The following is a 25,742-nucleotide window of genomic DNA, read 5'->3' as shown; positions in this document are numbered from 1 at the left end:
TTTTGGCGAGGTCAATGCCAACGACTTTGATCGTATTCATGATAGGTTCTCTCCCGAAAAATTCAGTGCATCGGAAAGAAAGATGGCACTATTTGCCGCTGAAAAAGGGGCCGTCCATCACATCACTACAGTCTTGCCGGACGGGGCTATCGACATCAAAGTGACCCACCGACAGAATACCCATATGCCCGCGAGACTACAGAACCGGCGCCTCAAGTCCGTGGATGAGCAAACGTATTACACCGATGATGAACCCTGTGACTTACCCGCAGGCACTCGCTTAGATGTCCGTGTCCAGATGCCGGCAGATTCGGTGTGGAATGTGAGGCAGGGGGAGGTGGGAGTTGAATTATCTGGATAGGTGGGGTGAGAACAGGGGCGGTGTGTTCTGTGCCCCTGAAGGTTGGTGCATATTTTCGTTATTCTCGATAAAAAATCTGAATAAAATTAGCACCACGGCCATTTATTACAGTAATATGTGTCGAATTGTCAGAGAATTTGAATTCTAACCACACCCAGTAATTATTAGGACCAGCTAGTCTTTGTTCAGTTATACCATCAACAAGAGGAACTGGTAGTGCTTGATGCCGTGCATTTAATCCCTCCAATCTGACAAAAGTAATTACTTGCCCACGTAGATCAGCAGGAATAAAAATGGTTGAATTTACACCCCAAGATCCACTGACTGATTTTATAGAGCCTTTAGTTTGAGGTTTTGTTGCGTTTTGATTAGCGGTATTGGCGAGATCGTATGCTTTCTTAACGGCTTTAGAGGTTGCAACGGTTATCTCACTGTCACTGTTCACATCATTACTTAGTGTAACAAGTCCCGGTTCTGCCTGAGTTGCATAAGGGTGGTTACGGCTCTGAGCATGTTCTTCTATCGCTTTTTTGACATATTCTGGTGTTGTAACGATCACGAGATTGCTACATTCTGAGACAGGCACATCAGGTTTTTTATCTTGAATACTCATATTTATTCCCTCATTTCATCAACAATACAGATTGCTAAATAACATGAAGGCGGTGAGATACTTCTCCGCCAGTGAACATCAATAAAATAAGTTCATCCATACTGGAGAATGCGTTTTGACTAAGCTCGATTTAACGTTTAGGTGAGCTGCATGTTTTGATGACAGGATGGCATAGAATAACAAATGGAGGATCAATAAAATCAGCGCTTTTACTGACAAAACATAATGCGCCAAAGAAGATACCATTTTAACTTAACCCCTTGATATCCCTAATATCTGGTTATGTGCCGGAAATGAGCAAAATCAATTACTTAGATAAATGGGAGAATTATCCCCTTTTAACCCATTGATTTAATTGAATTCCTGCTCCATGCGGGAAATGAGTAAAATCAACAAGTTAGCTAAAAGTGGGATTTCTCGCCTTTTGGAATCCTTCCGTTTCAAACGGAGGAGTGAATTACTACAGGAATTCCTTTAGTTTAAGGAGTCACCAGTCTCGGAGGCTCCTCTTCTTTATTGAACATAATGACTACGAGACTTATTTGGAAAATTCAAAAAAAAAAAAAAAGTCGTCTGCGAGCCGAAAACCCTAATTAATGTTGTTAAATGGGATTTGAAAGCCCTTTTATGTTAAAGGGCAGATTGCTGCCCTATAGTGATAGTAACTTTGTTTCCCATTCCCACCTTGGAACCAACCTCAATTTCTTTAGTAAAAAACACTCATCTGCCAAATACCGTCAAAAAATTTGAACATTTAAAAATACTGTTTATACGTACAGAAATACACTGGTTCAGCGGGGGATTTTTTGCAGTAAATTTTTTGAATAAAATAATGATGACCGTTCTTCAATATGAATTTTAATAAGGATGAACTGAGGGGGAAATCAGGTCTAAAGCGGACAAAAATGGCATGGATTTTTGTTACACTTTTTTACAAATAGAAATACATTCGTTGCAAATAAAAACACCTCAGAGGGGGAATCTGAGGTGTCTTAAATTTAACTCCACGTGCATTTCACGTGCACTTTGAAGTCCTTTTACTGTCATGACAGTGACCAACCAACTTTGCTAACTTACTGTTTTTCAAGTTGTTGTCCCTACACTGTCCTACCAAATTTGGTGGAGCTGGCGGGAGTTGAACCCGCGTCCGAAATTCCTACATCCTCGGTACTACATGCTTAGTCTGGTCTTTACATTCGCTTGCCAGCTGCGGACAGACACGCCACTAACAAACTAGCCTGATTAGATTTAACGCTTCAACCCCAGGCAAGGCATCCACGCGATCTCTTTTGGGTTTGACCTCTCTTGATCCCCGTCCTAAGAGCGGAGGCTAGGGAGAGAGGGCTCTGCGCAGGTTATTAAGCTGCCAGTGCGTAGTTTTCGTCGTTTGCGACTATTGTTTTGCGGCTTTTTACGAGGCCAACCGCCCCTCGGCATGCACCTTGGGTTTCGCGAATCCCGTCGAATCCAGAATCAGCCCCAAAAGTGTGTTAAACGCAAGTATATCAGAATATTGAGCGAGAATGCCAGTAATTAACGCCCTGAATTCTTCATAATTCGCGCTTTGTCTAATTTCCACTCACGTTCTTTAATGTCTGAACGTTTATCGTGCGCTTTTTTACCTTTTGCAACGCCAATTTTGATTTTGCACCAAGTATTTTTCCAATACATGGAAAGCGCGACGATGGTATAACCTTCGCGATTGATTCGACCATATAATGAATCAAGTTCACGTTTGTTAAGTAGTAGTTTGCGTGACCGTGTCGGATCACAAACTACATGGGAAGAAGCAACATTCAGTGGCGTTATTGTGGCACCAAAAAGATAAGCATCGCCATCTTTGAGCAAAACGTAACTCTCACTAATGTTAGCCTTGCCAGCGCGCAGTGATTTGACTTCCCAACCTTGTAGGGATAAGCCTGCTTCGAATTCTTCTTCGATGAAGTATTCGTGGCGGGCTCGCTTATTCATGGCAATTGTTGCCGAACCGGGTTTGTGTGCTTTTTTCTTTGTCATAATGCGTTGTATTATACTGTATGCGTTAGTGAAAGAAATCTCTTCTGTATGATATTTAGCGATGAATGCACATTTATTGTTCTAAATGTCATCAGGTTTTTATTTAATCACATTTAAGTGGTATTATTCAGCGCTGTTACGTTTTACAGGAAATGATATGCCTCAGATTAGTCGCTCTGCGCTAGTGCCTTACAGCGTGGAACAAATGTATAAATTGGTCAATGATGTGACTTCTTATCCGGATTTTTTACCGGGGTGTGTGGGTAGCCGTGTAATAAGCAGCAGTAATAATGAAATGACGGCTTCGGTTGAGGTCTCTAAGGCAGGGATCAGTAAGACGTTTGTAACGCGTAATACGTTATTCGATAACGAAAGTATTAAAATGCAGCTTGTTGATGGGCCTTTCCGTAAGTTGATGGGAGGGTGGCATTTTACTCCGCTGAGTGAGGATGCTTGTAAGGTTGAGTTGCACCTCGATTTTGAATTTACCAATAAGTTGATTGAATTAGCCTTTGGTAAGGTATTCAAGGAATTGGCTGGTAATATGGTTCAGGCTTTTACCCAACGCGCACGTGAGGTTTATAGTGTCTGAGATCAATATCGAAGTCGTTTATGCTCTGCCTGAACGGCAATATCTATGTAATGTGAAAGTACCGCAGGGAGCAACGGTTGAACAAGCGATTGTTGCGTCTGGTCTTTTGACATTACGTAATGATATCGATTTGACTAAGAATAAAGTTGGCGTTTATAGCCGACCAGCCAAACTGACAGATACGCTGGAAGAGGGTGACCGTGTAGAGATTTATCGCCCTCTCATTGCTGATCCCAAAGAAATGCGGCGTAAACGAGCAGAACGCGCTAAAAATAATACTCAATAATACCCGTCAAAAGTCTATTTATTCGCCAGCCCAGTATAGTGTTGGCGAATAAATAAAGCCCACATCTTATTTATTTTCAGGCAATGATTTTTCGTTCTTGATATCGGTCAGCACGCCTTTGCCATCAAAGGTCAGTGTTAAGGTTTCCTGAGTGGCTTTTTCATGGCCCGGTTGCTGGCGGAAAATGTAATACCAAGTCTGGCTTCCAAACGGATCAGTTAGCATTGGGGTTCCCAAAGTGTAAGCGACTTGCTGCTGAGTCATCCCTTTCTGGATTTTTGATACCGCAGCCGGCGTCAGGTAATTCCCTTGATTAATATCAGGATGATAAACAATTCGCTCAAACGTAGAGCAACCCGCAGTCAGCATAACAAGTGATACGGTAGCGGCAGTCAATAATTTACAGCGCATAGTGATTACATTCCTTTAGGAGTTAAGCCGTCGATAATAATAAACATTGAAGAGATTGAAAACCTCTACGCGTTTACCTATGACTTCAATTATACAAAAAAGTTGTATTAATTTATGCCGCTAACAGCTCTTTTGCATTGGCCAGTGTATTTTTTGTCACTTCGCTCCCCGCCAAAAGCCGCGCCAGTTCTTGCAGCCGTGCTTTTTTATCCAATAGTTGCATTCGGGTTTCTGTCTCTTCTCCATCAGTCTGCTTACTAACGTAAAAGTGTTGATGCCCACATCCTGCCACTTGTGGTAGATGGGTAACGCACATAACTTGGGTTGATTCTCCCAATTCACGTAATAGACGACCGACGATTGTTGCCGTTGGGCCACTGATACCAACATCAACTTCGTCGAAGATAAGTGCAGGTGTTTCCATTTTTTTCGCGGTAATTACCTGAATAGCCAATGCAATACGGGATAGCTCACCACCCGATGCCACTTTTGCCAGTGATTGGTGAGGTTGGCCGGGGTTGGTTGTTACATTGAATTCTACTTTGCTGGCACCATCAATGTTTAAATTCCCCGGTTCAAAGGTGATATCAATCGTGAAACGACCATGAGGCATGGAAAGTTGGTGCATGCTACTTGTTATCAGATGGCTTAATTCTACAGCGTATTTCTGGCGAACCTGGTGCAGTTTTTCTGCTACGGTCAGAGCCTGCTGGTAGTGCAGGCTGACGAGTTCACTCAAATGAGCACAATCATCTTCTTGTTGGGATAACTGATGCTGTTCTTCCAGCAATTGCTGATGCAGGGCAGGCAGCTCTTCCGGTGCCACGTGGTGTTTACGTGCCATGCTGATTTGCTGGGAAATTTTCTGTTCCAGCTCGAATAAACGGTTAGGATCCAGTTCCAATTGATCACTGTAATGACGCAATTCATCGCTGACTTCATTGATTTGGATAGCCGCTTCTTCCAACATATTAAGTAAGTTACTGAGCTTGTGATCCATGCCAGCAAGTTCTGTAAGTTCACTTCGTGCATAGCTGAGAAGGCTGACAATGTTTTGCTCATCATTATCGCTTAAGATCTGGAGAATGTTCTGGCTGACTGACAGGAATTGCCCACAGTTTGCCAGCCGTTTATATTCGCTGTCTTGTTCTTGATAATCCCCTTGTTGTGGTGACAGTTCGTTCAGTTCTTTCAGATGATACTCCAGCAATTGCTGGCGTGACCGGCGCTCAAGGGCTTGTTGTTGAAATTGTGAGAGAGCCTGACAACTTTGTCTCCATTGTTGGTACGCTTGTTTCATTTCATGCTGGAGTCCAAAGTCGCCCGTATAAATATCCAGTAAACGTCTTTGATGACGGTTTTCTAACAGTAATTGATGAGCATGTTGCCCGTGAATTTGAATCAGATGTGAACCTAATTCACGTAACTGGGAAAGTGGTACGGCAGTACCGTTGATGAAACCACGAGAACGCCCATCCGCAGTAATTGTGCGACGCAGCAGGCACTCATTGTTGTCATCAAAACTTTCATCAAGCTGATGGTCTTCGAGCCACTTACGTGCAGAAGGGGCATCTGTCAGTGAAAAACGGGCACAAAGATCGGTACGGGGAGCACCGGAGCGAACCATATTGGCTTCGCCACGATTGCCAAGACATAAACCCAATGCGTCGATCGCGATGGATTTACCGGCTCCGGTTTCTCCTGTAATTGCCGTCATTCCTGAGCGGAAATCAATTTCAAGTTCGCGAACGATGGCAAAATTACTGATGGTCAACTGAGTCAGCATTGTGCTCCTCCTCATGCTTACTGTGTATAAAAACACGTTCCTGTGCATAAAAACATGTCTGTGCTTACATACAGTATAAACTGGTCTTTTATACAGTAAAGCAGGGAGCCGTGTTTTTAGAACATTTTTTTTGACCACCCCAGTTTAGTGCTCAGCGTATTGAAGTAGTTGTAATCTTTCGGGTGAATTAAATGCAGATTATATTCGCTGCGTTTGATAATGACTTCTTCACCGTCTTGGATAGGCAGAACGATTTGGCTGTCACAGCTTACTTCGTAATCATTACTGTTTTGAGAAAATTTCAATCGAATGCTACTTTCACTGCTGATCACAAGAGGGCGTGCTGAAAGTGTGTGTGGAAACATTGGCACCAGCACGATGGCATTTAAATTTGGTGTTAATATTGGCCCACCGGCAGATAAAGAGTAGGCGGTGGAACCTGTAGGGGTTGCTATGATTAAGCCATCTGAGCGTTGGGAAAAGGCAAAACGCTCATCAATATAAACTTCGAACTCAATCATATGGGCAACTTTACCCGGATGTAATACCACTTCGTTCAGGGCTGTGCTGCGCCGGGCTTTTTGTCCTTTTTTCGTGACCTGGGCTTCAAGCAGAAAACGTTTTTCGTCCCGATACTCGCCGTCCAAAACTTCAGAGAGCTGTTGTAAAGCATTATCGGGATCTAAATCGGTCAGAAAACCTAAATTACCCCGATTGATACCAATGACTTTGATATCATAGCGTGATAGCACTCTGGCAGCACCAAGCATGTTGCCATCTCCACCGACAACAATCACCAGATCGGCAATTTTGCCGATTTCTGTCAGCCCTCCGGTTTGAGCACCCTTTAAGCCAATATCTTTTGCAACCTGCCTGTCCACAATAACGCAATAACCTTTAGATACTAGCCAATGGTAAAGCATTTCATGGGTGGCCAGCGCTTCAGGATGACGTGGACGACCGACAATACCGATACATTTGAATTCATTATTCATTGCTGTTATTTCCTTCAGCATATGGTTTTGCCCTCACAATATGATGTGTTCCCTTGAATCCCGCGTATTGATCCCCATAATAAGCTGGAATGGCGAAGATAATACAAAATACGCGGAGATATTCATGAGTAGTAAAGACCAAAAAGTACCTGACGAGCAAGTCTCAGAAAATACAGAAAATGTATTAGAGGAACAAATTAGTACAGCACAGGCAGACGCGCCAGAGACTGAAAATGTTGTTGACCCGCGTGTTGCCGAACTGGAAGAACAGTTGAAACAGGCTCAGGTTAACGAACGTGATGCTATGCTGCGTGCTCGTGCTGAAGTGGAAAATATTCGCCGTCGTACCGAGCAGGATGTAGAAAAAGCACATAAGTTCGCATTGGAAAAATTTGCTAATGAACTCCTGCCTGTAATCGACAATCTGGAACGTGCGTTAGATGTTGCTGATCGTGCTAATGAATCATTACAACCTATGATTGAAGGTATTGAACTGACGCTGAAATCTTTTATTGATGCAGTGGGTAAGTTTGGTATTGAAGTTGTTGGTGACACTAATGTGCCTTTCAATCCTGAAGTACATCAGGCGATGACCATGATGGAATCTGAACAGCATGAACCGAACCATGTCATGTTGGTGATGCAGAAAGGTTATACCTTGAATGGTCGTTTACTGCGCCCTGCAATGGTTGCAGTTTCTAAATAAATTACGGTATTCCGTGATGTAATGCCGCCATCCAGAGGCGGCATTTTTGTAGGCAGAGCGCGATTATTGAGGTAATTGGGGTGTCCAATCGATTGGGGACAATCCTTGTGTTTCCAGCAAACTATTGGCTTGTGAAAAATGTCTGCAACCTAAAAAACCGCGGTGTGCTGACAATGGTGAAGGATGAGGTGCTTTCAGCACATGATGGCGTTGGGTATTAATAAAACGGCCTTTTTTCTGGGCATGAGAACCCCAAAGCAGGAAAATAACCCCGTTACGATGTTCGTTGATTGCCGCAATGACTTTATCGGTGAAAGTTTCCCATCCCAAATTTGCATGGGAATGTGCGTTGCCGCGCTCAACAGTCAACACGGTATTGAGTAATAACACCCCTTGTTTTGCCCAACTGATCAAGCAACCGTGATTAGGGCGAGTAAATCCAGCAATATCCGATTCCAGCTCTTTGTACATATTGACAAGAGAAGGTGGCGCCGGAATGCCGGGTTGTACTGAGAAAGCCAGTCCGTGGGCTTGATTCGGGCCATGATAAGGATCTTGCCCCAAAATTACCACTTTTACATCAGCCAATTCGGTATAGCGGAATGCGTTGAAAACATCCTGCTGCGGTGGATAAATGGTTTTTCCAGCCTGACGTTCGTTGGCAACATAAGCCAATGTATCAACGAAATAAGGCTGTTTCTTTTCATTGCCGATGACATCGTGCCATGTGAGAGGTGCGGACATAACCAATCCCTTTCTATATGATTATCAGATGGACTTAAGCTTACCGATTCCCTTGGCATAGGGAAACCCTAGGATTCCAATCCAAGTTTAATTTATAGAATGAAAATCTGTTTTTATAAATTATTTTGAAAATTTACAAAAATAATTTCATGTAATTTATACAAAAAAATATTTAAAAACAACAAGTTGAAATTTTTATGATAATAACCTTATAAAATTGGTTGATTTCAATCAAAGAATCTTCTCATTTGTATTGGTATACAGGAAATCAAGAATGATGGTTGATTAAGCGCCTATCCGATTAGGCTCTAAGTAATGGTTTGACTAAATAACCAAGATGATGTTGGAGGTATAAATGATTACGGGGATTCAAATTACCCAATCTGACAACGCTGCATTGATGAATTCTTTTTGGCTGTTGGATGATGAAAAAAATGAAGCACGTTGTATCTGCGCTAAAGCGGATTACGATGAAGGCCAGATTGTTGCCAAAGATGAACTGGGGCAATTTGAATATCGAGAAATTCCGCTGGAAGTGAAACCGACTGTGCGTGTAGAAGGGGGACAGCATCTGAATGTGAATGTCCTTCGTCGTGAAACGCTGGAAGATGCGGTGAAGCATCCTGAAAAATACCCTCAGCTCACTATTCGTGTTTCTGGTTATGCAGTGCGTTTTAATTCACTGACTCCAGAACAGCAGCGTGATGTTATTGCCCGTACTTTTACAGAAAGTCTGTAATTTCTGCCTAAATTCAGGCAGTTAAGGCTGCCTGATTATTTATCATTGACCACTTCCACCCGCTCTTCAATTATGCAAACCTATCCGGCGTTATCTCTGTGCGTAAAAGCATTTTTTTATTTCACTTTGTAATTTTATTTCTTTTATTCATTACAAACAAAATTGTTAATTAAAGATTAAATTTGTTATAAAGGCGTTAATTTTCCTGCCGATAGAGAGTTTGGAGTTTCGATTACCTCTAATCTGAATAATCTGTAGGAGAATTTTATGACTTTATCAGTAAATACCAGTTTTTTAAGTGAACTAGGGGTGTATTCATTAGAAGGAAATTCTCTGCAACCTCAATCCAATTCTCCAGCCGAATCATTACCAGATAAAGCTGAGCGCATTTCTGCATCATCCATTTCGCTGTCAGAAAACACCAAGCAATCTAATGCACTTTATCAATCATTGATTAACGATCTCAGTGCCCGTGCGATGGAATCGCCCATATTGACAGCCAATGATATTGCAGGAAAACAGTCTAAGTTTATTGACTATAACCTGACATTAGTTACCCGTGATGTTTACCGCGAGCAAAGTTTAGGAATTCCTAGTTTTGAACGCTTGTCTGATGATGATTTATCACAAGCAGGCATTGACCCTAGTACGTTGAATGATTATTCAACAGGGTTTCAAGCAGGGGTATACAAACATCAGGGGCTATATATTGTTTCTTTCACTGGCTCAAACGAGTTGAAAGATTTCATGGTAAGTATTCGTCAGGGGCTTGGCTACAATGAAAAACAATATAATCAGGCGGTGGAATTAGCGCACAAGTCATTAGAGGTATTTGGTGAAAATGTCATTTTCACGGGGCATTCTTTAGGGGGCGGATTGGCAACAGTGGCTGCACTGGCAACAGGAAAACCCGCGGTTATTTATAATGCTGCTGGCGTTTCAGACCTTACGTTGAAACGTATGGGGGTATCACCTGAAGTTGCTCGTGAATTGGCCGACAGTGGTTTGGTACGCCATTATTCTGTTCAATACGACTGGTTGGGGGATTTGCAAAAAGTATTGCCGGTTCCTAAACCTATGGGTAATACAATCGAACTTAAATATAAATTAGGAAGTATATGGGATTCCATTCTGCCTCATCGATATGGGTTGCATTCATTTAAGGCACACTTTTTGGAGGCTGTATTGGAATTAATGACGAAACAGAAGCCTTGGCTAAATAATGGCGATGCCATGTTGGCGTCAACTGATGCGACAGATGAGGGGATGTTTGCATTGGACATGCCTTCTTTACAAATGCCTTCTTTGCACTCATTGGCGATGACTATGGATGAACCTGCAATTCGGGAACAATTTGAGGAAGTTTATCAGCAAATTACATCGCAAAGAAGTGGCTGAAATTAAGTGATGTAATGCCTGAATAATGTCCAAATGATGTAAGTAGAGAGGCGAAGTCAACTCATATTCAATGACTTCGCCTGTATTGAGATAATTAATCGTTGCCAGATTCAATTACTTCTGGTCTAGGTTTACCAGAAGAAGCGCGGCGTTTACCGATGTTTTTGCTGTCACGATGACGAACTTTTACTCGTTTTTTCTTCGTGTCTTCTGATTTTTTCTTCTCTTTGCGTTTTTCCAACACTTTTTTAGAAGGCTTATAACTTTTTTTCTCACTTGGCGCTTTGGTTTGCGGGCGGAGTTCATCGACAACCCGTATTTTCAAAGGCTCTTGAAGATAACGGCTAATTTTACCGAGCAGAGGATGATCGTGAGATTCAACCAGAGCAATGGCAGTCCCTTTGCGGCCGGCACGGGCTGTACGGCCAATCCGATGCAGGTAAACATCCGCAGTGCGAGGTAAATCAAAGTTAAAGACGTGGCTGACGTTTTCAATATCTAATCCACGGGAAGCGACGTCTGTTGCAACCAGAACCTTGACTTTGCCATCATTCAACCGTTTCACGGCATCTGTGCGCTTGGCCTGTACCATTTCACCTTCAAGGAAACAGGCTTGAATTCCTGCCTGACTCAGCCAGTCAACCAGTTCACGTACACGTTCACGTTTGCGTACGAAAACAATGGATTTTGTAACATCAGGCTGTTGAAGAAGGTTGCATAACAGGGCTGTCTTATGCTCTAACGTATCAGCACGATAATAAAATTGCTGGATTTTCTTGCGCTCGCGACGAGAAGGCTCTGCATCAATCTCAACAGGATCAGTTAACAGACGTTCGGCAAAATCACGGATGGATTCGCCTTCCAGTGTGGCGGAAAATAACAGTGTTTGTTTACGCCAGCGGGTTTCACCGGCAATGGTTTCGACATCATTGGCAAATCCCATATCCAGCATGCGATCAGCTTCATCAAGGATCAACGTTTCCACAGCACGGCAGTCGAAGTTTTCTTCTTTGATGTATTGCAGCAGACGTCCTGTCGTTGCGACAACAATATCCTGATTCTCACTGAATACTTCTGCGTGATTCATATAGGCAACGCCGCCAGTGATTGTGGCGATATCTAAATGAGTGTGAGCCGCTAATTCTTTTGCTTGTTCTGCAACTTGCATTGCCAGTTCACGGGTTGGAGTCAGAATCAGGATACGCGGTGGCCCTGATTTTTTACGGGGAAAATCGAGTAAATGCTGTAATGCCGGCAACAGGTAAGCGGCGGTTTTACCTGTACCGGTTGGGGCTGAACCAAGGACATCCCGCCCATCCATGGCAGCAGGAATGGCTGCCGCTTGAATTGCTGTCGGGCGTTCGTAGCCTTTATCATTCAGTGCATCAAGCAGGGATTCATCAAGTTGAAATTCAGAAAAGTTTGTCGCAGTCATCATATACCTCTGTTTGGGCCGCCGATTATAAACAGGTTGGGCACATTCTTCATCCTATAAAAACATCCTATAAGCAGGTTGCTTTTATCCGCGCGTCATAAGATTTATGCTATGAGAAACTTTTATTTCAGCAGATATAACTCATGGCATCGATAGATAAACCCGTTTTTCGCCGCGGTGGTTTTACATTTAAACAGTTTTTTGTTGGGCATGATAAATGTGCGATGAAAGTCGGAACGGATGGTGTGCTGTTGGGAGCCTGGGCGCCAGTATATAACAAGAAAAGGTGTCTGGATATTGGGTGTGGCAGTGGTCTGATTGCATTGATGTTAGCTCAGCGCACAGGAGAGCAGACTGTGATTGATGCGGTAGAACTGGACACTTCTGCTGCAATGCAGGCGATTGACAATATACAACAATCGCCGTGGTTTTCCCGTATTACGGTACATCAGCAGGATATCCATGACTTTGTGCGGCAGCATATGGAACAAAATGGGTTACAGGAACGCGGGTTGCAACAAAAACACGGTTTGCAGCAAGACAGTACCCAATATGATTTAATTGTCAGTAATCCTCCCTATTTTGAACCTTCCATTGCATGTCGAAATGAAGCTCGCAATCAGGCTCGTTATACGGAGTCATTGACACATCAGGGATTATTGACGTGTGTACGGGAATTGATTGCACCTACAGGGCTGTTTTGCGTGGTTTTGCCTTATGATATTGGTGAACAATTTGAAAAGATGGCAGCAGAGTTAGGATGGTTTACTCATTTTCGTGTCAACATTCGTGACAGACGGGATAAGCCGTTGCATCGCCTATTACTGGGATTATCCCTGCATGAACAGCAAAATCAGGTAAGTGAATTAACGATTCGTGCCTTGGATGGCGCGTATTCAGATGAGTTTCGTCAGTTAGTAACAGATTTTTATGTTTATTATTGATAGGGTTAGCAATATTAGAGTGATGAGAGGCTGATTAAAGCAATATTTTCTTTTCTCGCATTAAAATCACGTGTCCTGTGAAATAGGGACTATGATTTGTACTATATGCACTTAAGTATGATGCAATTAATATGCCCAATAGATTTCTGGTCGCTATGTAGTAATAAGTCAAAACTATAAATAAATATCAATATCAATGGGATAAAAGAAGTGAAATACGAAATGACAGGTGGTTGTAATATAAAATTACGGCCAAAGTTGAACTTCACAGTAAATTGATACTCAAAGTCATGCTTGTTCGGGAAAGCAGGACATCATATTGGTTTAAATTGGTACAAACATGTGGAGTTTTACCTCAGGAGAGTGAACCTCGGATGAGCGAGCAGTTAACGGATCAAATGCTGATTGAACGGGTCCAGAAAGGTGATCAAAAAGCATTTAATTTGCTGGTGATAAGATATCAGCACAAAGTAGCGAGCCTGATTGCTCGTTACGTACCTCAAAGTGACGTTCCTGATGTTGCTCAAGAGGTTTTTATTAAGACTTATCGGGCGCTTTCTTCTTTCCGGGGCGATAGTGCTTTTTATACTTGGCTGTACCGTATAGCCGTTAATACGGCTAAAAATTATTTGGTTGCTCAGGGGCGTCGTCCTCCATCTAATGATTTGGATGCTAACGATGCCGAAAATTATGATGCGTCAAGTTCATTGAAAGAAATTTCGAACCCTGAGAACTTAATGTTGTCTGAAGAGTTAAAGGAAGTGGTTTTCCGTACTATTGAATCGCTTCCGGAAGATTTGCGGGTAGCGATTACATTGAGGGAGTTGGAAGGGTTGAGCTATGAAGAAATAGCCGACATCATGGAATGTCCCGTAGGCACTGTACGTTCACGAATTTTCCGGGCAAGGGAAGCCATTGATAACAAAGTTCAACCACTAATCCAACAGTAGTGGGACAAAACAATTTTAAAGGTACTTTGGCATGCAAAGAGAGAAACTTTCCGCTTTAATGGATGGAGAAGCTCTTGATAGTGAAGTCGTTCATTTGGTCTCTGAAGATGCAGCCATGCAGCAGCAATGGGAAAGATACCATCTTGTCCGTGATGTCATGCGTGGCGACGTGGGGGATGTATTACATTTGGATATCGCGAGTCAAGTGGCACTGGCGCTTGAGAAAGAGCCCGTCCAGATTAATCCAGCGGCTGTTCTAGAATCTCAGCCAGAGCCTGAAACATGGGGCAGAATGCCATTCTGGAGAAAAATTCGTCCATGGGCGAGCCAGATTACACAAGTTGGTATTGCTGCATGTGTGTCTTTGACTGTGGTTATTGGCGTTCAGCAATATAATAGCAGCAGTAGTGTTGATGCAGATATTCAATCTGATACGCCAGTCTTCAATACATTGCCTGTGATGGGGTCAGCCTCCCCTGTAGGTTTGGCGACTCCTGTTGATGATGAAGCCTTCGGTGGTGATCTGAGCATGCAAGTTCGGGAAAGTAATAAGCGTATTGATGCGATGTTGCAGCAATATGAACTGACCAGACGCATCCATTCTGAAAAAAATTACGGTGTTACTCAGATTAATCAGCCTATTGGAGCACAACAACAATCACAGCAACAGTAATGAAACGTATTTGGGTTTTCATTTTCTTATTGGCGGTTAGCCTGTTGAATCCTCTCAAAGCCTCGGCGCAGCAAAGCAGCGCCGAGGCTTTGTTGCAGGATATGAATAATGCCGTACAAACGCTGAATTATGAACTTGGCTTTATCAACATAGGCCAGCAATTCCTGATTCCGTTGCGTTATCGTCATGCCATTATTGACGGTAAACCCATTGCGCAAATCATACAAATGGATGGTTCCCGCCGGGAAATTATCCAGCGTGGTGACCAAATCAGCTATTACGAGCCAGGTCTGGATTCATTCAGCTTATATGGCAACCATATTGTTGATTATCTTCCACCGATCATCTTTGCCGATTTTACGCAATTACAAAAGTTCTATCGTTTCATTGATTCCGGCAGTACGCATGTTGGTGATAATCCAGTGAGATTTGTTCGCATCATATCGAAAGATGAATCCCGTTATAGTTATAACCTTCTGATTGATGAGAGAAATCACCTTCCTTTGCTGATTGATTTGCTGGATAAGGATAATATAACCGTAATTGAGCAATTTCGGGTTGTGTCATCAACCGTCAATGACTACATTAAAAACGAGCTGAGTGCGATTACTGATCTGAAATTACCGCCGATGTTGCTCATTCCGCCTTCCGAAAAATTGAAGTTCAATTGGCGAGTTGGAAAAATACCTGAAGGCTTCAATGAAATTTCCCGTACCAGCCGTAAACTGTCAGAAACAGAATGGTTGGAATCCATCATGTATGGTGATGGATTGTTTAATTTTTCCGTAAATGTTGTGACTGCAAACAAAAAGGCCGTTGGGGAACAGCCATTTCGACAAGGCAGGAGAACGGTTTATACTTTGGCCCGCGGTAAAAATAGCATTACCGTTATTGGGGAGCTGCCTTTCACGACCGCTGAGCGGATTGCAGCAAGCGTGACATTTACAGAGGAAAACTGATGGTTAAAGAGTGGGCGACAGTTGTCCGTTGGCAAAAAGGCCGCGCATTGTTGCGCTATGGCTCATCTTCAGGTTGTGGTAGTTGTCAGTCCAGAACTACCTGTGGTTCTTATTTATTGGAAAAAATAGGGCCGGAAAATATTCATCAGTTGGAGCTGGAAATTTCTCAGCCACTTCAGCCGGGGCAGAAAGTTGAAGTGGGCATTCCTGAAAGTAGTTTGTTGCGTTCAGCAATGTTAGTTTATTTAACGCCATTACTGGGGTTATTTTTGGGAGGGGCGCTTTTCCAGTTTTGGACGAACGACCAGTTATGGATATGTTTAGGGGGAATTGGCGGAGGGTTTGCCGGTTTCTTCGTTGCCCGCAAGATTGCTGCGTATTGGGATAATCTGCAAGCGTACCAGCCTGTTGTGTTACAAATTGGTCTGCCTCCCGATACGATTAAGGTTCTACAGCAAGAATAATCTGTTTTACCATATGAGCTTCAACTTTTTTATCATACTGGAAATCACAAGGTCATACTGAAAACCACAGGCATGACTAGGTTTTCACAAGTTTGGCATGTAGAATACGGCTCCTCAAGGCCAGTGGCCGAACCAATAAACTGTCGCTTTATGTCCATCAGTGTGTCCATAGGCGAATGATTCAGAAATATTAAGGCAAAAAAGATTTAATAATGAAGCAAATACGAAATTTCTCCATTATCGCCCACATTGACCACGGTAAGTCCACTCTATCTGACCGGATTATTCAAATCTGTGGGGGGCTGTCAGATCGTGAAATGGCAGCACAAGTACTGGATTCAATGGATCTTGAACGTGAGCGTGGCATTACTATCAAGGCGCAGAGTGTAACGCTTGATTACAAGGCAAATGACGGGCAAGTCTATCAATTAAACTTTATCGATACTCCCGGGCATGTTGACTTCTCTTATGAAGTTTCCCGTTCTCTGGCTGCTTGTGAAGGTGCTTTGCTGGTGGTTGATGCGGGTCAGGGTGTTGAAGCTCAGACCTTGGCTAACTGCTATACCGCCATTGAAATGGATCTGGAAGTGGTTCCGGTTCTGAACAAAATTGACCTCCCGGCAGCAGAGCCAGAGCGTGTTGCAGATGAAATTGAAGACATCGTTGGCATTGATGCAACGGACGCTGTTCGTTGTTCTGCAAAAACGGGTGTCGGAGTACAGGATGTTATTGAACGTCTGGTGAAAGAAATCCCGGCGCCGGAAGGCGATCCTGATGCACCATTGCAGGCTCTGATTATTGACTCATGGTTTGACAATTACCTTGGCGTTGTTTCACTTGTCCGTATTAAAAACGGTACCTTGCGTAAGGGTGATAAAGTTAAGGTAATGAGTACAGGTCAGGTATATAACGCCGACCGTCTAGGTATTTTCACGCCGAAGCGTATCGATCGTGACGTGCTGAATTGTGGGGAAGTGGGCTGGCTGGTTTGTGCTATCAAAGATATTTTGGGCGCTCCGGTTGGTGATACGTTGACGACTGCACGTCACCCTGCGGAAAAAGCTCTTCCAGGTTTTAAAAAGGTTAAACCGCAAGTTTATGCGGGATTATTCCCTGTAAGTTCCGATGATTATGAAGCATTCCGTGATGCGTTGGGTAAATTGAGCTTAAATGACGCTTCATTATTCTATGAACCAGAAAGCTCTACCGCGTTGGGCTTCGGTTTCCGTTGTGGTTTCCTTGGCTTGCTGCATATGGAAATCATTCAGGAACGTTTGGAACGTGAATATGATCTCGATTTAATTACAACTGCACCAACAGTTGTTTATGAAGTTGAGACAAATAGTGGTGATATTATTTATGTCGATAGTCCATCTAAGTTGCCAGCCTTAAATAATATTAATGAACTGCGTGAACCGATCGCAGAATGTCACATGTTGTTGCCGAAAGAATATCTTGGCAACGTCATTACACTCTGTATAGAAAAACGTGGTGTACAGACTAATATGGTTTATCACGGTAACCAGGTTGCACTGACTTACGAAATCCCAATGGCTGAAGTTGTTCTGGACTTCTTTGACCGTTTGAAATCAACATCTCGTGGTTACGCATCTTTGGATTATAACTTTATCCGGTTCCAGAACTCTGACATGGTGCGTGTGGATGTTTTGATTAATGGTGAACGTGTTGATGCGCTGGCATTGATTACTCACCGTGACAACTCGCAGTATCGTGGTCGTGAGTTAGTGGAAAAAATGAAAGAACTGATCCCACGTCAGCAATTTGACATTGCAATTCAGGCTGCCATAGGCGCTCACATTATTGCGCGTTCTACTGTCAAACAGTTACGTAAAAACGTACTGGCAAAATGTTATGGTGGTGACGTCAGCCGGAAGAAAAAACTATTGCAGAAGCAAAAAGAAGGTAAAAAACGCATGAAGCAGGTCGGAAATGTTGAACTGCCACAGGAAGCTTTCTTAGCAATTCTGCATGTTGGAAAAGATAATTAACGAGGTCGTAAGGAGTTTAAATGGCTAACACTTTTGCCTTGATCTTAACGCTAGCAACGTTAATCACCGGTATTTTTTGGTGTATAGATCGGTTTAAATTGGCTCCTGAACGCAAGAAAAAACTTGCTCTCATTCAGGAACAGGCGGCAGGTACAGAAGCTCAGGAATCTTTGGCTAAAGAAATTAATAAACCTTCATGGGTTGATACATTTGCATCTGTCTTTCCGGTGTTAGCCATTGTTTTGGTGCTGCGTTCTTTTGTGTATGAACCTTTTCAAATCCCTTCTGGTTCAATGATGCCAACATTGTTGATCGGGGATTTTATTCTGGTTGAAAAATTTGCCTATGGTCTGAAAGATCCGATTACACAAACAACCTTGATTAAAACGGGTGAGCCTAAGCGTGGAGATATCGCTGTTTTTAAATACCCAGTTAATCCAAGCATTGATTTTGTGAAACGAATCGTTGGCTTACCCGGAGACCGGATTGTTTACGATTATGTCAAAAAAGAGCTTCAAGTTTATCCGGAGTGTGGTTGGAATGCTGAATGCAAGGGAACCTTACCTGTCACTTACCGGGACGTGTTTCCAAGTGAATGGACTATCAAAGAAGATGTAACCCCTGAAGGGATCCGTGTAAGTGGTGTTTATCAAGTACCACTTGATGAAGTATTGGGGCCATATACACTCCGCCAAGGGGAACGGATTGAAAGCTTAGGTAATGTGTCACACCATATTTTGACCATACCTTCGGCGCAGTCTATACCTCATTATCGTCAGGCAGGTTTGCCACCTGGTGTTTGGGTTGTTCCTGAAGGCCAATATTTCGCGATGGGTGATAACCGTGACAATAGTGCAGACAGCCGGGAGTGGGGATTCGTACCGGAGAAAAATTTGGTAGGCCGTGCAACCGCCATCTGGATGAGTTTTGAAAAACAGGAAGGTGAGTGGCCTACGGGTGTACGTTTGAACCGAATTGGTGGAATTCACTAATATTTATATATTAGCGCAGCATTAATTTATCTCACAGTGTAGAATATTCTTTCAAACGAGATGACTGGTTCCTTATGATGATGGACTTCTTAGGGAGCCAGTGCAAACGCAACAGTTTTGTAAGGCCCCCCTATTAATCTTTAGGGATATCGGCCTCACAGGTCTGTTGCGTGTGCTTTTATTTGATGAATTCTAACTGAATTGGTAGCACATGAACTCCATAATAACGAACCGATTACAACGTAAGCTAGGATATAACTTTACACAGCACGATTTATTGCTTCAAGCCTTGACTCACCGCAGTGCCAGCAGTAAGCATAATGAACGTCTGGAATTTCTTGGCGACTCGATCCTGAGTTTTGTCATTGCTAATGCGCTTTACCATCGTTTTCCCCGTGTTGATGAAGGGGACATGAGTCGTATGCGGGCAACATTAGTGCGTGGCAATACGTTGGCAGAACTGGCCAGAGAATTTGAATTAGGTGAATGCCTACGTCTGGGGCCAGGTGAGTTAAAAAGCGGGGGACACCGTCGCGAGTCCATTTTAGCGGATAGTATTGAAGCATTAATTGGGGCTATTTTTCTTGATAGTGATATTCAGACAATTGAAAAGATTATTTTGAGTTGGTATGAAGCTCGCTTGAATGAAATCAGCCCGGGCGACAAGCAAAAAGACCCTAAAACACGTTTACAGGAATATCTGCAAGGGCGTCATTTGCCGTTGCCTACATATCTGGTTGTTCAAGTTCGTGGGGAAGCACACGATCAGGAATTTACAATTCACTGTCAGGTCAGTGGATTTGAACAACCTGTCAGAGGAGTAGGTTCCAGTCGTCGCAAGGCAGAACAGGCGGCTGCAGAACAAGCATTAAAACAACTGGAGCTTGAATGAGCGAAGAAAAAAACTATTGCGGATTTGTTGCAATAGTCGGGCGACCCAACGTCGGTAAATCGACTTTATTGAATCAGTTATTGGGTCAGAAAGTATCCATTACCTCTCGTAAACCCCAAACGACGCGTCATCGCATCATGGGAATTCATACGGAAGGGGCTTACCAAACCATCTATGTTGATACGCCGGGCCTTCATATTGAAGAAAAACGTGCGATCAACCGTTTGATGAACCGTGCGGCGAGCAGCTCTATTGGTGATGTAGAACTGGTTATCTTTGTTGTGGAAGGTACACACTGGACGCCGGATGATGAAATGGTGGTGAATAAGTTGCGTCACTTGCGTTGCCCTGTCCTGCTTGCCATTAATAAAGTGGACAATGTGACAGACAAAACCATTCTCCTGCCACATATTGGTTTTCTTAGCCAACAGATGAATTTCATTGATGTTGTGCCGATCAGCGCAGAAAAAGGCATGAATGTTGATACTATTGCCAAAATTGTACGCGATCATATACCACAGGCTGAACACCATTTCCCTGAAGATTATATTACCGATCGTTCACAGCGTTTTATGGCTTCAGAAATCATCCGTGAAAAGCTGATGCGTTTCTTGGGGGATGAGCTGCCGTATTCCGTGACAGTGGAAATTGAACAATTTGTTGTCAATGAACGTGGAGGATATACAATCCACGGTTTGATTCTGGTAGAACGTGACGGCCAGAAGAAAATGGTGATTGGTAATAAAGGCAGCAAAATCAAGACGATTGGTACAGAAGCCCGCCAAGATATGGAAAGGCTGTTTGATGTCAAAGTCCATCTGGAACTGTGGGTAAAAGTAAAAGCGGGTTGGGCTGATGATGAACGAGCGCTGCGTAGCCTCGGTTACATCGACGACTTATAAGGCTGATTTGTGGACGGCTGGCAGAGAGCTTTTGTGCTTCATGGACGCCCTTACAGTGAAACCAGTTTATTACTGGATTTCTTTACTGAAAACGAAGGGCGGGTACGTGTTTTAGCGAAAGGCGCACGCAGCCGTCGCTCTCATCTAAAAGGTTGCTTGCAACCTTTCACCCCGCTGCTCATTCGCTGGAGTGGGCGGGGGGAAATCAAAACATTACGAGATGCCGAACCTATCTCATTGGCTCTTCCCTTAACGGGGAGCGTACTTTACAGCGGATTGTACGTGAATGAACTCTTATCCAGAGTTCTTGAGCAAGGAATGGCATATCCCGCACTTTTTTTCGATTATCTCCAATGCCTACAAGTGCTCGCGGCGAGTGAACACACGCCGGAATATGCTTTGCGCCGTTTTGAGTTAGCGTTACTGACCAATATGGGATACGGCGTAGATTATCTTCACTGTGCAGGCAGTGGTGAGCCTGTCGCGGATGAGATGACTTATCGTTATCGTGAAGAAAAAGGGTTTATTGCCAGTTTGGTTCTTGATCACTACAGTTTTACTGGTTATGAATTAAAGGCATTGGCAGTGGGTGAATTTCCAGATGGTGCGACTTTGAAAGCAGCTAAGCGCTTCACTCGCATTGCATTGAAGCCTTATTTGGGCGGAAAACCGCTAAAAAGTCGTGAATTGTTTCGCCAATTTGTACATAAAAAAACCGATAATCCCAACAAGAAAAATGAAAATTAAAGTAAGCCACTTCTTCATAATGAAACGTGTAGACTTTACTGAATTTTATATTATTGCAGGAGCTAAAAATGGCTGAGGTATTGTTAGGTATCAACATTGATCATATTGCAACCTTACGTAATGCCCGTGGGACACAATATCCTGATCCCGTTCAGGCTGCATTTGTGGCGGAACAGGCGGGAGCTGATGGTATAACGGTTCATCTGCGTGAAGACCGTCGCCACATTACTGACAGAGATGTTCAACTATTAAAAAGCACGATTCAAACTCGCATGAATCTCGAGATGGCTGTAACGGATGAAATGGTTGGTATTGCCACTCACATCAAACCTGCTTTCTGTTGTTTAGTTCCTGAAAAGCGTCAGGAAGTCACGACAGAAGGGGGATTGGATGTATGTGGGCAAAAAAAACATATTGCTGAGGCTGTCAAGGCTCTATCGGAAGCGGGCATTCTGGTATCTCTGTTTATCGATGCGGATCACCAGCAAATTGATGCTGCTGTTGAAGTTGGGGCGCCATTTATTGAGATTCACACTGGTGCGTATGCAGATGCGAAAGACGAGATACAGCAGGAAAAAGAGTTCCAGCGTATCAAAAAAGCTGCAACTTACGCGGCTGGAAAAGGCATTAAAGTCAATGCTGGTCACGGTCTGACCTATCACAATGTACAGCGTATTGCTGCCCTGCCTGAAATTTATGAATTGAATATCGGACATGCCATCATTGGCCGTGCTGTACTTAGTGGCCTGTCTGCTGCAGTTGCAGATATGAAAACTTTATTGAGAGAAGCACGTCGTTAATGGGCATTATTGGATTAGGCACAGATATTGTTGAAATATCCCGTATTGAGGAAATTATCGGGCGCTCCGGTGAACGTCTGGCAAGACGTATTCTGAGCAATGGGGAATGGCAACAATATCAACAGCATAATCAGCCCGTCCGCTTCCTTGCAAAGCGGTTTGCAGTCAAGGAAGCGGCAGCCAAAGCACTTGGAACGGGTATCCGCAATGGCTTGGCCTTTAATCAATTTGAAGTTATTAATGATCCACTGGGAAAACCCACATTAAAACTTCATGGAGAGGCTAATGTGCTGGCTAATAAACTGAATGTCAGATCTATACATGTCACACTAGCAGATGAACGTCGTTATGCTTGTGCGACAGTCATATTGGAAAGTTAAATTCAGATCTTATCAGCATGATGTAAGAGTACAAACTTATCCCACAATTGCTCTTCGGTTTCCTGATGGTTAGGATCAAGAATAATAGTATTAGTGATCGGGCAGACAGACTGGCAAGTTGGCTTTTCATAATGCCCGACACATTCAGTACAGCGTTCAGGCTCAATTTCGTAGATCTCCGCACCCATTGTGATAGCCTGATTAGGACATTCAGGTTCACACATATCACAATTGATACAGCGTTTGGTAATTAGTAGTGCCATTTCAGTATATTATGTATATTAACGTTTTAAAACAAGTAATTAAGTGACTTCTGTATTCGTTATATTTACACGATCTTTGGGTTTTTATACAGTATGTTTTACATTTAAAATCGATGTTCCGTAACACAAAACCGCAACACATGACGGTCTTAGGTGCCTAAAATGTAGTGATGTGTGAGCTAATATATCAATATCATGATATTACGGCGTTTTTAATGGAAAACATAGTAACACAAACGCCGGTGGCCCAAAAATGATGTATATTTAAGCGCCTTAGCTAGTTGGGAGTCGTGTAAGTCTCCATATACTGGCTCACACATGAAAAGTGGCAATCACAGTTAGAGAGGTTAAAAACATGCTCCTCTAAAGGTATCACGAAAATCGTTATACCTACAAAATTATTTTTTAAATCAATAAGTTGATTAGAGCTACGTAAGCTGGCTGGTTAGCAACTATCAGCCCGAACAAAGTTAAAGCGTCGATCAGGGATAAAGTCAGCCGGTATCAAGAGGAATGTGATGATGTCCTCTATAAGTACTGGACTACGGGTGAGGTTAAAAAGAAAGAGCGCGTGAAGCAGCCACCAAATTTCAGATACATTATCAAGATGAAAATCTACGATAAACACCTCAATAAAACAGAGGCCTTTACGGTTGGAACGGAGACACCTAGAGGTATCATTGATGGAGTAGCAAAGCGATATGGGTTTTACATTGAAAATCTGCTCTCATTGCCAATGAATGTATTCTAACACCAAGTCACGGAGGGCTAAAAACTGAAACAAATTGGTACATTTTAATCAATAACGAAACAAATAAAACACAACCTCGGTTGTTGAACCTTGGGTTCAAACGGTCTAAGATTACCTCAAAGTAATTTATCAATGAGATAAATTTTGAATGTTTTATTGAGGGGACTGTATGCCATTACATCTTGAAAAGATAGATAAAATTGCTGCTGATTTCAGTCACCTGAATGAGTCTAAACGTAACCTTGATCTGTATGATGCCCTTAATCCATTGGCTAGCGAGATAGTAAAAGACGTTGACGAGCTAATTTTGCCACCGGGATATCGACTTGTTCGGGTTGATAATAGGTTGGACTTGGGTAAGATCAATTTTGAACTGGCTTTACTGTGCGATATTACTCATGAAGTTGTTTATTACAACAAGGTGATGGTGACTAATGACGTAGAGCTTAACTGTCGGCCCGTGTCTCAGGTTCTGATTTGGCGCACGAAAAAGCCTCAGCATAACGCAGCGTTAACTGGCCTAGCCTCAAAAATATTCTTCCATTATTTGATTAAAAGTTATGATGTTGTGGTTTCTGATGTAAATCAAACAACTGAAGGTATGTCGTTCTGGCAAGCTAGAATGTATGAAGCATTACAATATAGATTATATGTCTACGGCTACGATGTAATGAGTGGTGAAGTTAGACAAATATCTAATGAGGATGATGTAGGTTACTATCAGTCTTGGCTATGGGGTCATGCAGAGCATTACATGAACAGACTAGCCATAATTTCGAAAATAACACTTCCGAATAAATAACCCGCCTCTGTGAAGTGAACCCCGAAAGTTGGACATCTGACAATTAGGGGTTTTGTGCTTCAATGAGTAGAAAAAAACACCCATTAGAATTTAAACATCGTGTTGTTCTTCACTATCATCACGAAGACATATTCAGCCGATTTCAAGCAGTCCGTTATTCACGATATCTCACCTTTACCTCCTGTATGGTGACTATGTTAGCACAAAATTTATTGAGACGTGTTTTGTCAAATAAATGTTAACAAGCGAAGTGTGCCATTCTTGTTGTGGTTCATGAATTGTGTGATGAATTGAAAATAAAACACATTTCTAACTCAATAAACCTTCTATTTAGACACTGGTGGAATGGAAAGTCATCGAATTTCTTCCAGTCGGCGTAATGGAGAATATTGATTGATAATTTTGCCAACAATCCCGTGTAATTATCATGGTATATACTTAAGTATGTTTTAAATTATTTAGAGTAACAATATGATTGAATACATCGTAAAACACGGTGATGATATCGTGAAGGTTTTGGGATCTATTGGTACTTTTATTGGTATTATTTTATCTGTTTTAAAGAAGCTTTATACAGACGTATGTGTGTTCAGAGAACGGAAAGCGATAAAGTACATTAACTATTTGAATCAGTATAATAATTACTTGGATGAAGGTGACAAGAACTATCTTAAATATGCGATTGCATCTGAGATAATGTTTGATACTACAAAAATTAAATCTGACAGATTCAGAAAAATATTCATCAAGCTAAAACAAGGTGGGTTAGGTATTGAATGTATAGCTAATCTGAAAAAGTTAAAGGCATATGCTGTGTTAGATTCTGGTGTAGTTCAAGTAAAAGTTAAGCCATTTTATTATGTTACTTATTGGTTTGAAAAGATATTTTCTATTTACTTTTTTGCATTGGCATTTATTGTATTGATTGCGTTTTTATTAAGGGTTGATGTTGTTACCAATACAATAGGAGCGTTTTTCGATTTTCTCTTGGTCATTTTAAGTATGATTTTATTTATGGGTATTGGTATTTACCTGTTGGTATTAAGCCCATCAAAATATCAAATTAAGGAACTGAATGATGAATTAACTCAATATAAAATTGATGATATTTTGTAGTTTGGGTTTGTAAATT

Annotated in this window: 28 protein-coding genes, 1 other RNA gene and 1 pseudogene; 21 read left to right on the top strand and 9 right to left on the bottom strand. The window is 42.4% G+C overall.

The features are described 5' to 3' along the window. The first annotated feature begins 82 nt into the window (after nucleotides 1-82). Nucleotides 83-361, top strand: a complete 279-nt coding sequence (locus Xenpb_RS06105; protein WP_187653510.1) for a hypothetical protein — start codon at nucleotides 83-85, stop codon at nucleotides 359-361. Between the two features lie 58 nt (nucleotides 362-419). Here Xenpb_RS06105 and Xenpb_RS06100 read toward each other — a convergent pair whose 3' ends face one another. The 3 genes from Xenpb_RS06100 to smpB form a co-directional block, all read right to left on the bottom strand. Next, nucleotides 420-974 (bottom strand): tail fiber protein, encoded by a 555-nt coding sequence (locus Xenpb_RS06100; protein WP_222942876.1) that lies wholly within the window; start codon nucleotides 972-974, stop codon nucleotides 420-422. A 1,117-nt stretch (nucleotides 975-2,091) separates the two neighbouring features. Beyond that, nucleotides 2,092-2,455: a transfer-messenger RNA gene (gene ssrA, locus Xenpb_RS06095) on the bottom strand. Nucleotides 2,456-2,507: 52 nt separating this feature from the next. Beyond that, nucleotides 2,508-2,990, bottom strand: coding sequence for an SsrA-binding protein SmpB (gene smpB / locus Xenpb_RS06090; RefSeq protein WP_187653509.1), 483 nt, complete (start codon nucleotides 2,988-2,990; stop codon nucleotides 2,508-2,510). A 157-nt stretch (nucleotides 2,991-3,147) separates the two neighbouring features. On the opposite strand from smpB, the gene Xenpb_RS06085 reads away from it, so the two are divergent. Beyond that, the gene (locus Xenpb_RS06085) at nucleotides 3,148-3,582 is read left to right on the top strand and encodes a type II toxin-antitoxin system RatA family toxin (protein ID WP_099113798.1); all 435 of its coding nucleotides are present in this window, start codon (nucleotides 3,148-3,150) and stop codon (nucleotides 3,580-3,582) included. After that, nucleotides 3,575-3,868 (top strand): RnfH family protein, encoded by a 294-nt coding sequence (locus Xenpb_RS06080; RefSeq protein WP_187653508.1) that lies wholly within the window; start codon nucleotides 3,575-3,577, stop codon nucleotides 3,866-3,868. The genes Xenpb_RS06085 and Xenpb_RS06080 overlap by 8 nt, the downstream gene beginning before the upstream one ends. Nucleotides 3,869-3,934: 66 nt before the next feature. On the opposite strand, the gene bamE is transcribed toward Xenpb_RS06080, so the two are convergent. The 3 genes from bamE to nadK form a co-directional block, all read right to left on the bottom strand. Continuing rightward, nucleotides 3,935-4,279, bottom strand: coding sequence for an outer membrane protein assembly factor BamE (gene bamE / locus Xenpb_RS06075; protein ID WP_047965040.1), 345 nt, complete (start codon nucleotides 4,277-4,279; stop codon nucleotides 3,935-3,937). 112 nt (nucleotides 4,280-4,391) lie between these two features. Next, on the bottom strand, nucleotides 4,392-6,065 hold the full coding sequence (gene recN / locus Xenpb_RS06070) for a DNA repair protein RecN (protein WP_187653507.1): 1,674 nt from the start codon (nucleotides 6,063-6,065) through the stop codon (nucleotides 4,392-4,394). A gap of 116 nt (nucleotides 6,066-6,181) precedes the next feature. After that, nucleotides 6,182-7,060: an NAD(+) kinase gene (gene nadK, locus Xenpb_RS06065; RefSeq protein ID WP_187653506.1), complete on the bottom strand. Its 879-nt coding sequence runs from the start codon at nucleotides 7,058-7,060 to the stop codon at nucleotides 6,182-6,184. 124 nt (nucleotides 7,061-7,184) lie between these two features. Here nadK and grpE point away from each other — a divergent pair, with 124 nt between their 5' ends. Further along, nucleotides 7,185-7,766: a nucleotide exchange factor GrpE gene (grpE, locus tag Xenpb_RS06060; RefSeq protein WP_099113793.1), complete on the top strand. Its 582-nt coding sequence runs from the start codon at nucleotides 7,185-7,187 to the stop codon at nucleotides 7,764-7,766. Nucleotides 7,767-7,829: 63 nt separating this feature from the next. On the opposite strand, the gene ung is transcribed toward grpE, so the two are convergent. Further along, entirely contained in the window at nucleotides 7,830-8,510 is a 681-nt protein-coding gene (gene ung, locus Xenpb_RS06055; protein ID WP_187653505.1) for a uracil-DNA glycosylase, read from the bottom strand. Between the two features lie 355 nt (nucleotides 8,511-8,865). Between ung and grcA the strand changes: the two genes are divergently transcribed. Together grcA and Xenpb_RS06045 are read left to right on the top strand one after the other, a co-directional pair. Further along, nucleotides 8,866-9,249, top strand: coding sequence for an autonomous glycyl radical cofactor GrcA (grcA, locus tag Xenpb_RS06050; protein ID WP_047962917.1), 384 nt, complete (start codon nucleotides 8,866-8,868; stop codon nucleotides 9,247-9,249). A gap of 267 nt (nucleotides 9,250-9,516) precedes the next feature. Then, nucleotides 9,517-10,647, top strand: coding sequence for a phospholipase (locus tag Xenpb_RS06045; protein ID WP_187653504.1), 1,131 nt, complete (start codon nucleotides 9,517-9,519; stop codon nucleotides 10,645-10,647). A 94-nt stretch (nucleotides 10,648-10,741) separates the two neighbouring features. Here Xenpb_RS06045 and srmB read toward each other — a convergent pair whose 3' ends face one another. Then, nucleotides 10,742-12,082: an ATP-dependent RNA helicase SrmB gene (srmB, locus tag Xenpb_RS06040; protein WP_099113790.1), complete on the bottom strand. Its 1,341-nt coding sequence runs from the start codon at nucleotides 12,080-12,082 to the stop codon at nucleotides 10,742-10,744. A gap of 143 nt (nucleotides 12,083-12,225) precedes the next feature. Between srmB and Xenpb_RS06035 the strand changes: the two genes are divergently transcribed. The 12 genes from Xenpb_RS06035 to acpS all read left to right on the top strand — a co-directional run bounded on the left by Xenpb_RS06035 (nucleotide 12,226) and on the right by acpS (nucleotide 22,794). Then, on the top strand, nucleotides 12,226-13,026 hold the full coding sequence (locus Xenpb_RS06035; protein ID WP_187653503.1) for a tRNA1(Val) (adenine(37)-N6)-methyltransferase: 801 nt from the start codon (nucleotides 12,226-12,228) through the stop codon (nucleotides 13,024-13,026). Nucleotides 13,027-13,400: 374 nt separating this feature from the next. Then, nucleotides 13,401-13,976: an RNA polymerase sigma factor RpoE gene (gene rpoE, locus Xenpb_RS06030; protein WP_099113788.1), complete on the top strand. Its 576-nt coding sequence runs from the start codon at nucleotides 13,401-13,403 to the stop codon at nucleotides 13,974-13,976. 31 nt (nucleotides 13,977-14,007) lie between these two features. After that, nucleotides 14,008-14,649 carry an anti-sigma-E factor RseA gene (gene rseA, locus Xenpb_RS06025; protein ID WP_187653502.1) on the top strand — a complete coding sequence of 214 codons (642 nt, stop codon included), beginning with the start codon at nucleotides 14,008-14,010 and terminating at the stop codon, nucleotides 14,647-14,649. After that, nucleotides 14,649-15,608: a sigma-E factor regulatory protein RseB gene (rseB, locus tag Xenpb_RS06020; protein ID WP_187653501.1), complete on the top strand. Its 960-nt coding sequence runs from the start codon at nucleotides 14,649-14,651 to the stop codon at nucleotides 15,606-15,608. The genes rseA and rseB overlap by 1 nt, the downstream gene beginning before the upstream one ends. Continuing rightward, nucleotides 15,608-16,072, top strand: a complete 465-nt coding sequence (gene rseC, locus Xenpb_RS06015; protein WP_187653500.1) for a SoxR-reducing system protein RseC — start codon at nucleotides 15,608-15,610, stop codon at nucleotides 16,070-16,072. The genes rseB and rseC overlap by 1 nt, the downstream gene beginning before the upstream one ends. Before the next feature lie 212 nt (nucleotides 16,073-16,284). Next, nucleotides 16,285-18,081 carry a translation elongation factor 4 gene (gene lepA, locus Xenpb_RS06010; protein ID WP_187653499.1) on the top strand — a complete coding sequence of 599 codons (1,797 nt, stop codon included), beginning with the start codon at nucleotides 16,285-16,287 and terminating at the stop codon, nucleotides 18,079-18,081. Nucleotides 18,082-18,101: 20 nt separating this feature from the next. Further along, nucleotides 18,102-19,073 carry a signal peptidase I gene (lepB, locus tag Xenpb_RS06005; protein ID WP_187653498.1) on the top strand — a complete coding sequence of 324 codons (972 nt, stop codon included), beginning with the start codon at nucleotides 18,102-18,104 and terminating at the stop codon, nucleotides 19,071-19,073. 211 nt (nucleotides 19,074-19,284) lie between these two features. Continuing rightward, entirely contained in the window at nucleotides 19,285-19,965 is a 681-nt protein-coding gene (gene rnc / locus Xenpb_RS06000; protein WP_099113782.1) for a ribonuclease III, read from the top strand. Continuing rightward, on the top strand, nucleotides 19,962-20,867 hold the full coding sequence (gene era, locus Xenpb_RS05995) for a GTPase Era (RefSeq protein ID WP_099113781.1): 906 nt from the start codon (nucleotides 19,962-19,964) through the stop codon (nucleotides 20,865-20,867). Before rnc ends, era begins: the two co-directional genes overlap by 4 nt. Before the next feature lie 9 nt (nucleotides 20,868-20,876). Beyond that, nucleotides 20,877-21,614 (top strand): DNA repair protein RecO, encoded by a 738-nt coding sequence (gene recO, locus Xenpb_RS05990; protein WP_187653497.1) that lies wholly within the window; start codon nucleotides 20,877-20,879, stop codon nucleotides 21,612-21,614. Nucleotides 21,615-21,682: 68 nt separating this feature from the next. Then, entirely contained in the window at nucleotides 21,683-22,414 is a 732-nt protein-coding gene (pdxJ, locus tag Xenpb_RS05985) for a pyridoxine 5'-phosphate synthase (protein ID WP_187653496.1), read from the top strand. Further along, complete coding sequence (gene acpS, locus Xenpb_RS05980; protein ID WP_187653495.1) at nucleotides 22,414-22,794, top strand: holo-ACP synthase; 381 nt, start codon at nucleotides 22,414-22,416, stop codon at nucleotides 22,792-22,794. Before pdxJ ends, acpS begins: the two co-directional genes overlap by 1 nt. Nucleotides 22,795-22,796: 2 nt before the next feature. Here acpS and Xenpb_RS05975 read toward each other — a convergent pair whose 3' ends face one another. After that, complete coding sequence (locus Xenpb_RS05975) at nucleotides 22,797-23,057, bottom strand: YfhL family 4Fe-4S dicluster ferredoxin (RefSeq protein ID WP_045973590.1); 261 nt, start codon at nucleotides 23,055-23,057, stop codon at nucleotides 22,797-22,799. Nucleotides 23,058-23,479: 422 nt separating this feature from the next. Between Xenpb_RS05975 and Xenpb_RS19885 the strand changes: the two are divergent. From Xenpb_RS19885 to Xenpb_RS05960, 3 genes and pseudogenes are all read left to right on the top strand, one after another. Beyond that, nucleotides 23,480-23,616 (top strand): annotated as a pseudogene (locus Xenpb_RS19885) (phage antirepressor N-terminal domain-containing protein); the annotation flags it as partial. 361 nt (nucleotides 23,617-23,977) lie between these two features. Then, nucleotides 23,978-24,610: a hypothetical protein gene (locus Xenpb_RS05965; protein ID WP_187653494.1), complete on the top strand. Its 633-nt coding sequence runs from the start codon at nucleotides 23,978-23,980 to the stop codon at nucleotides 24,608-24,610. Between the two features lie 471 nt (nucleotides 24,611-25,081). Continuing rightward, nucleotides 25,082-25,726 carry a hypothetical protein gene (locus tag Xenpb_RS05960; protein ID WP_187653493.1) on the top strand — a complete coding sequence of 215 codons (645 nt, stop codon included), beginning with the start codon at nucleotides 25,082-25,084 and terminating at the stop codon, nucleotides 25,724-25,726. Nucleotides 25,727-25,742: the final 16 nt, after the last annotated feature.

Source organism: Xenorhabdus sp. PB62.4 (assembly GCF_014467285.1).
Taxonomy (GTDB): Bacteria; Pseudomonadota; Gammaproteobacteria; order Enterobacterales; family Enterobacteriaceae; genus Xenorhabdus.
The sequence above is the reverse complement of the archived record's forward strand: the minus strand, read 5'-3'. Positions and strand labels throughout refer to the sequence as shown.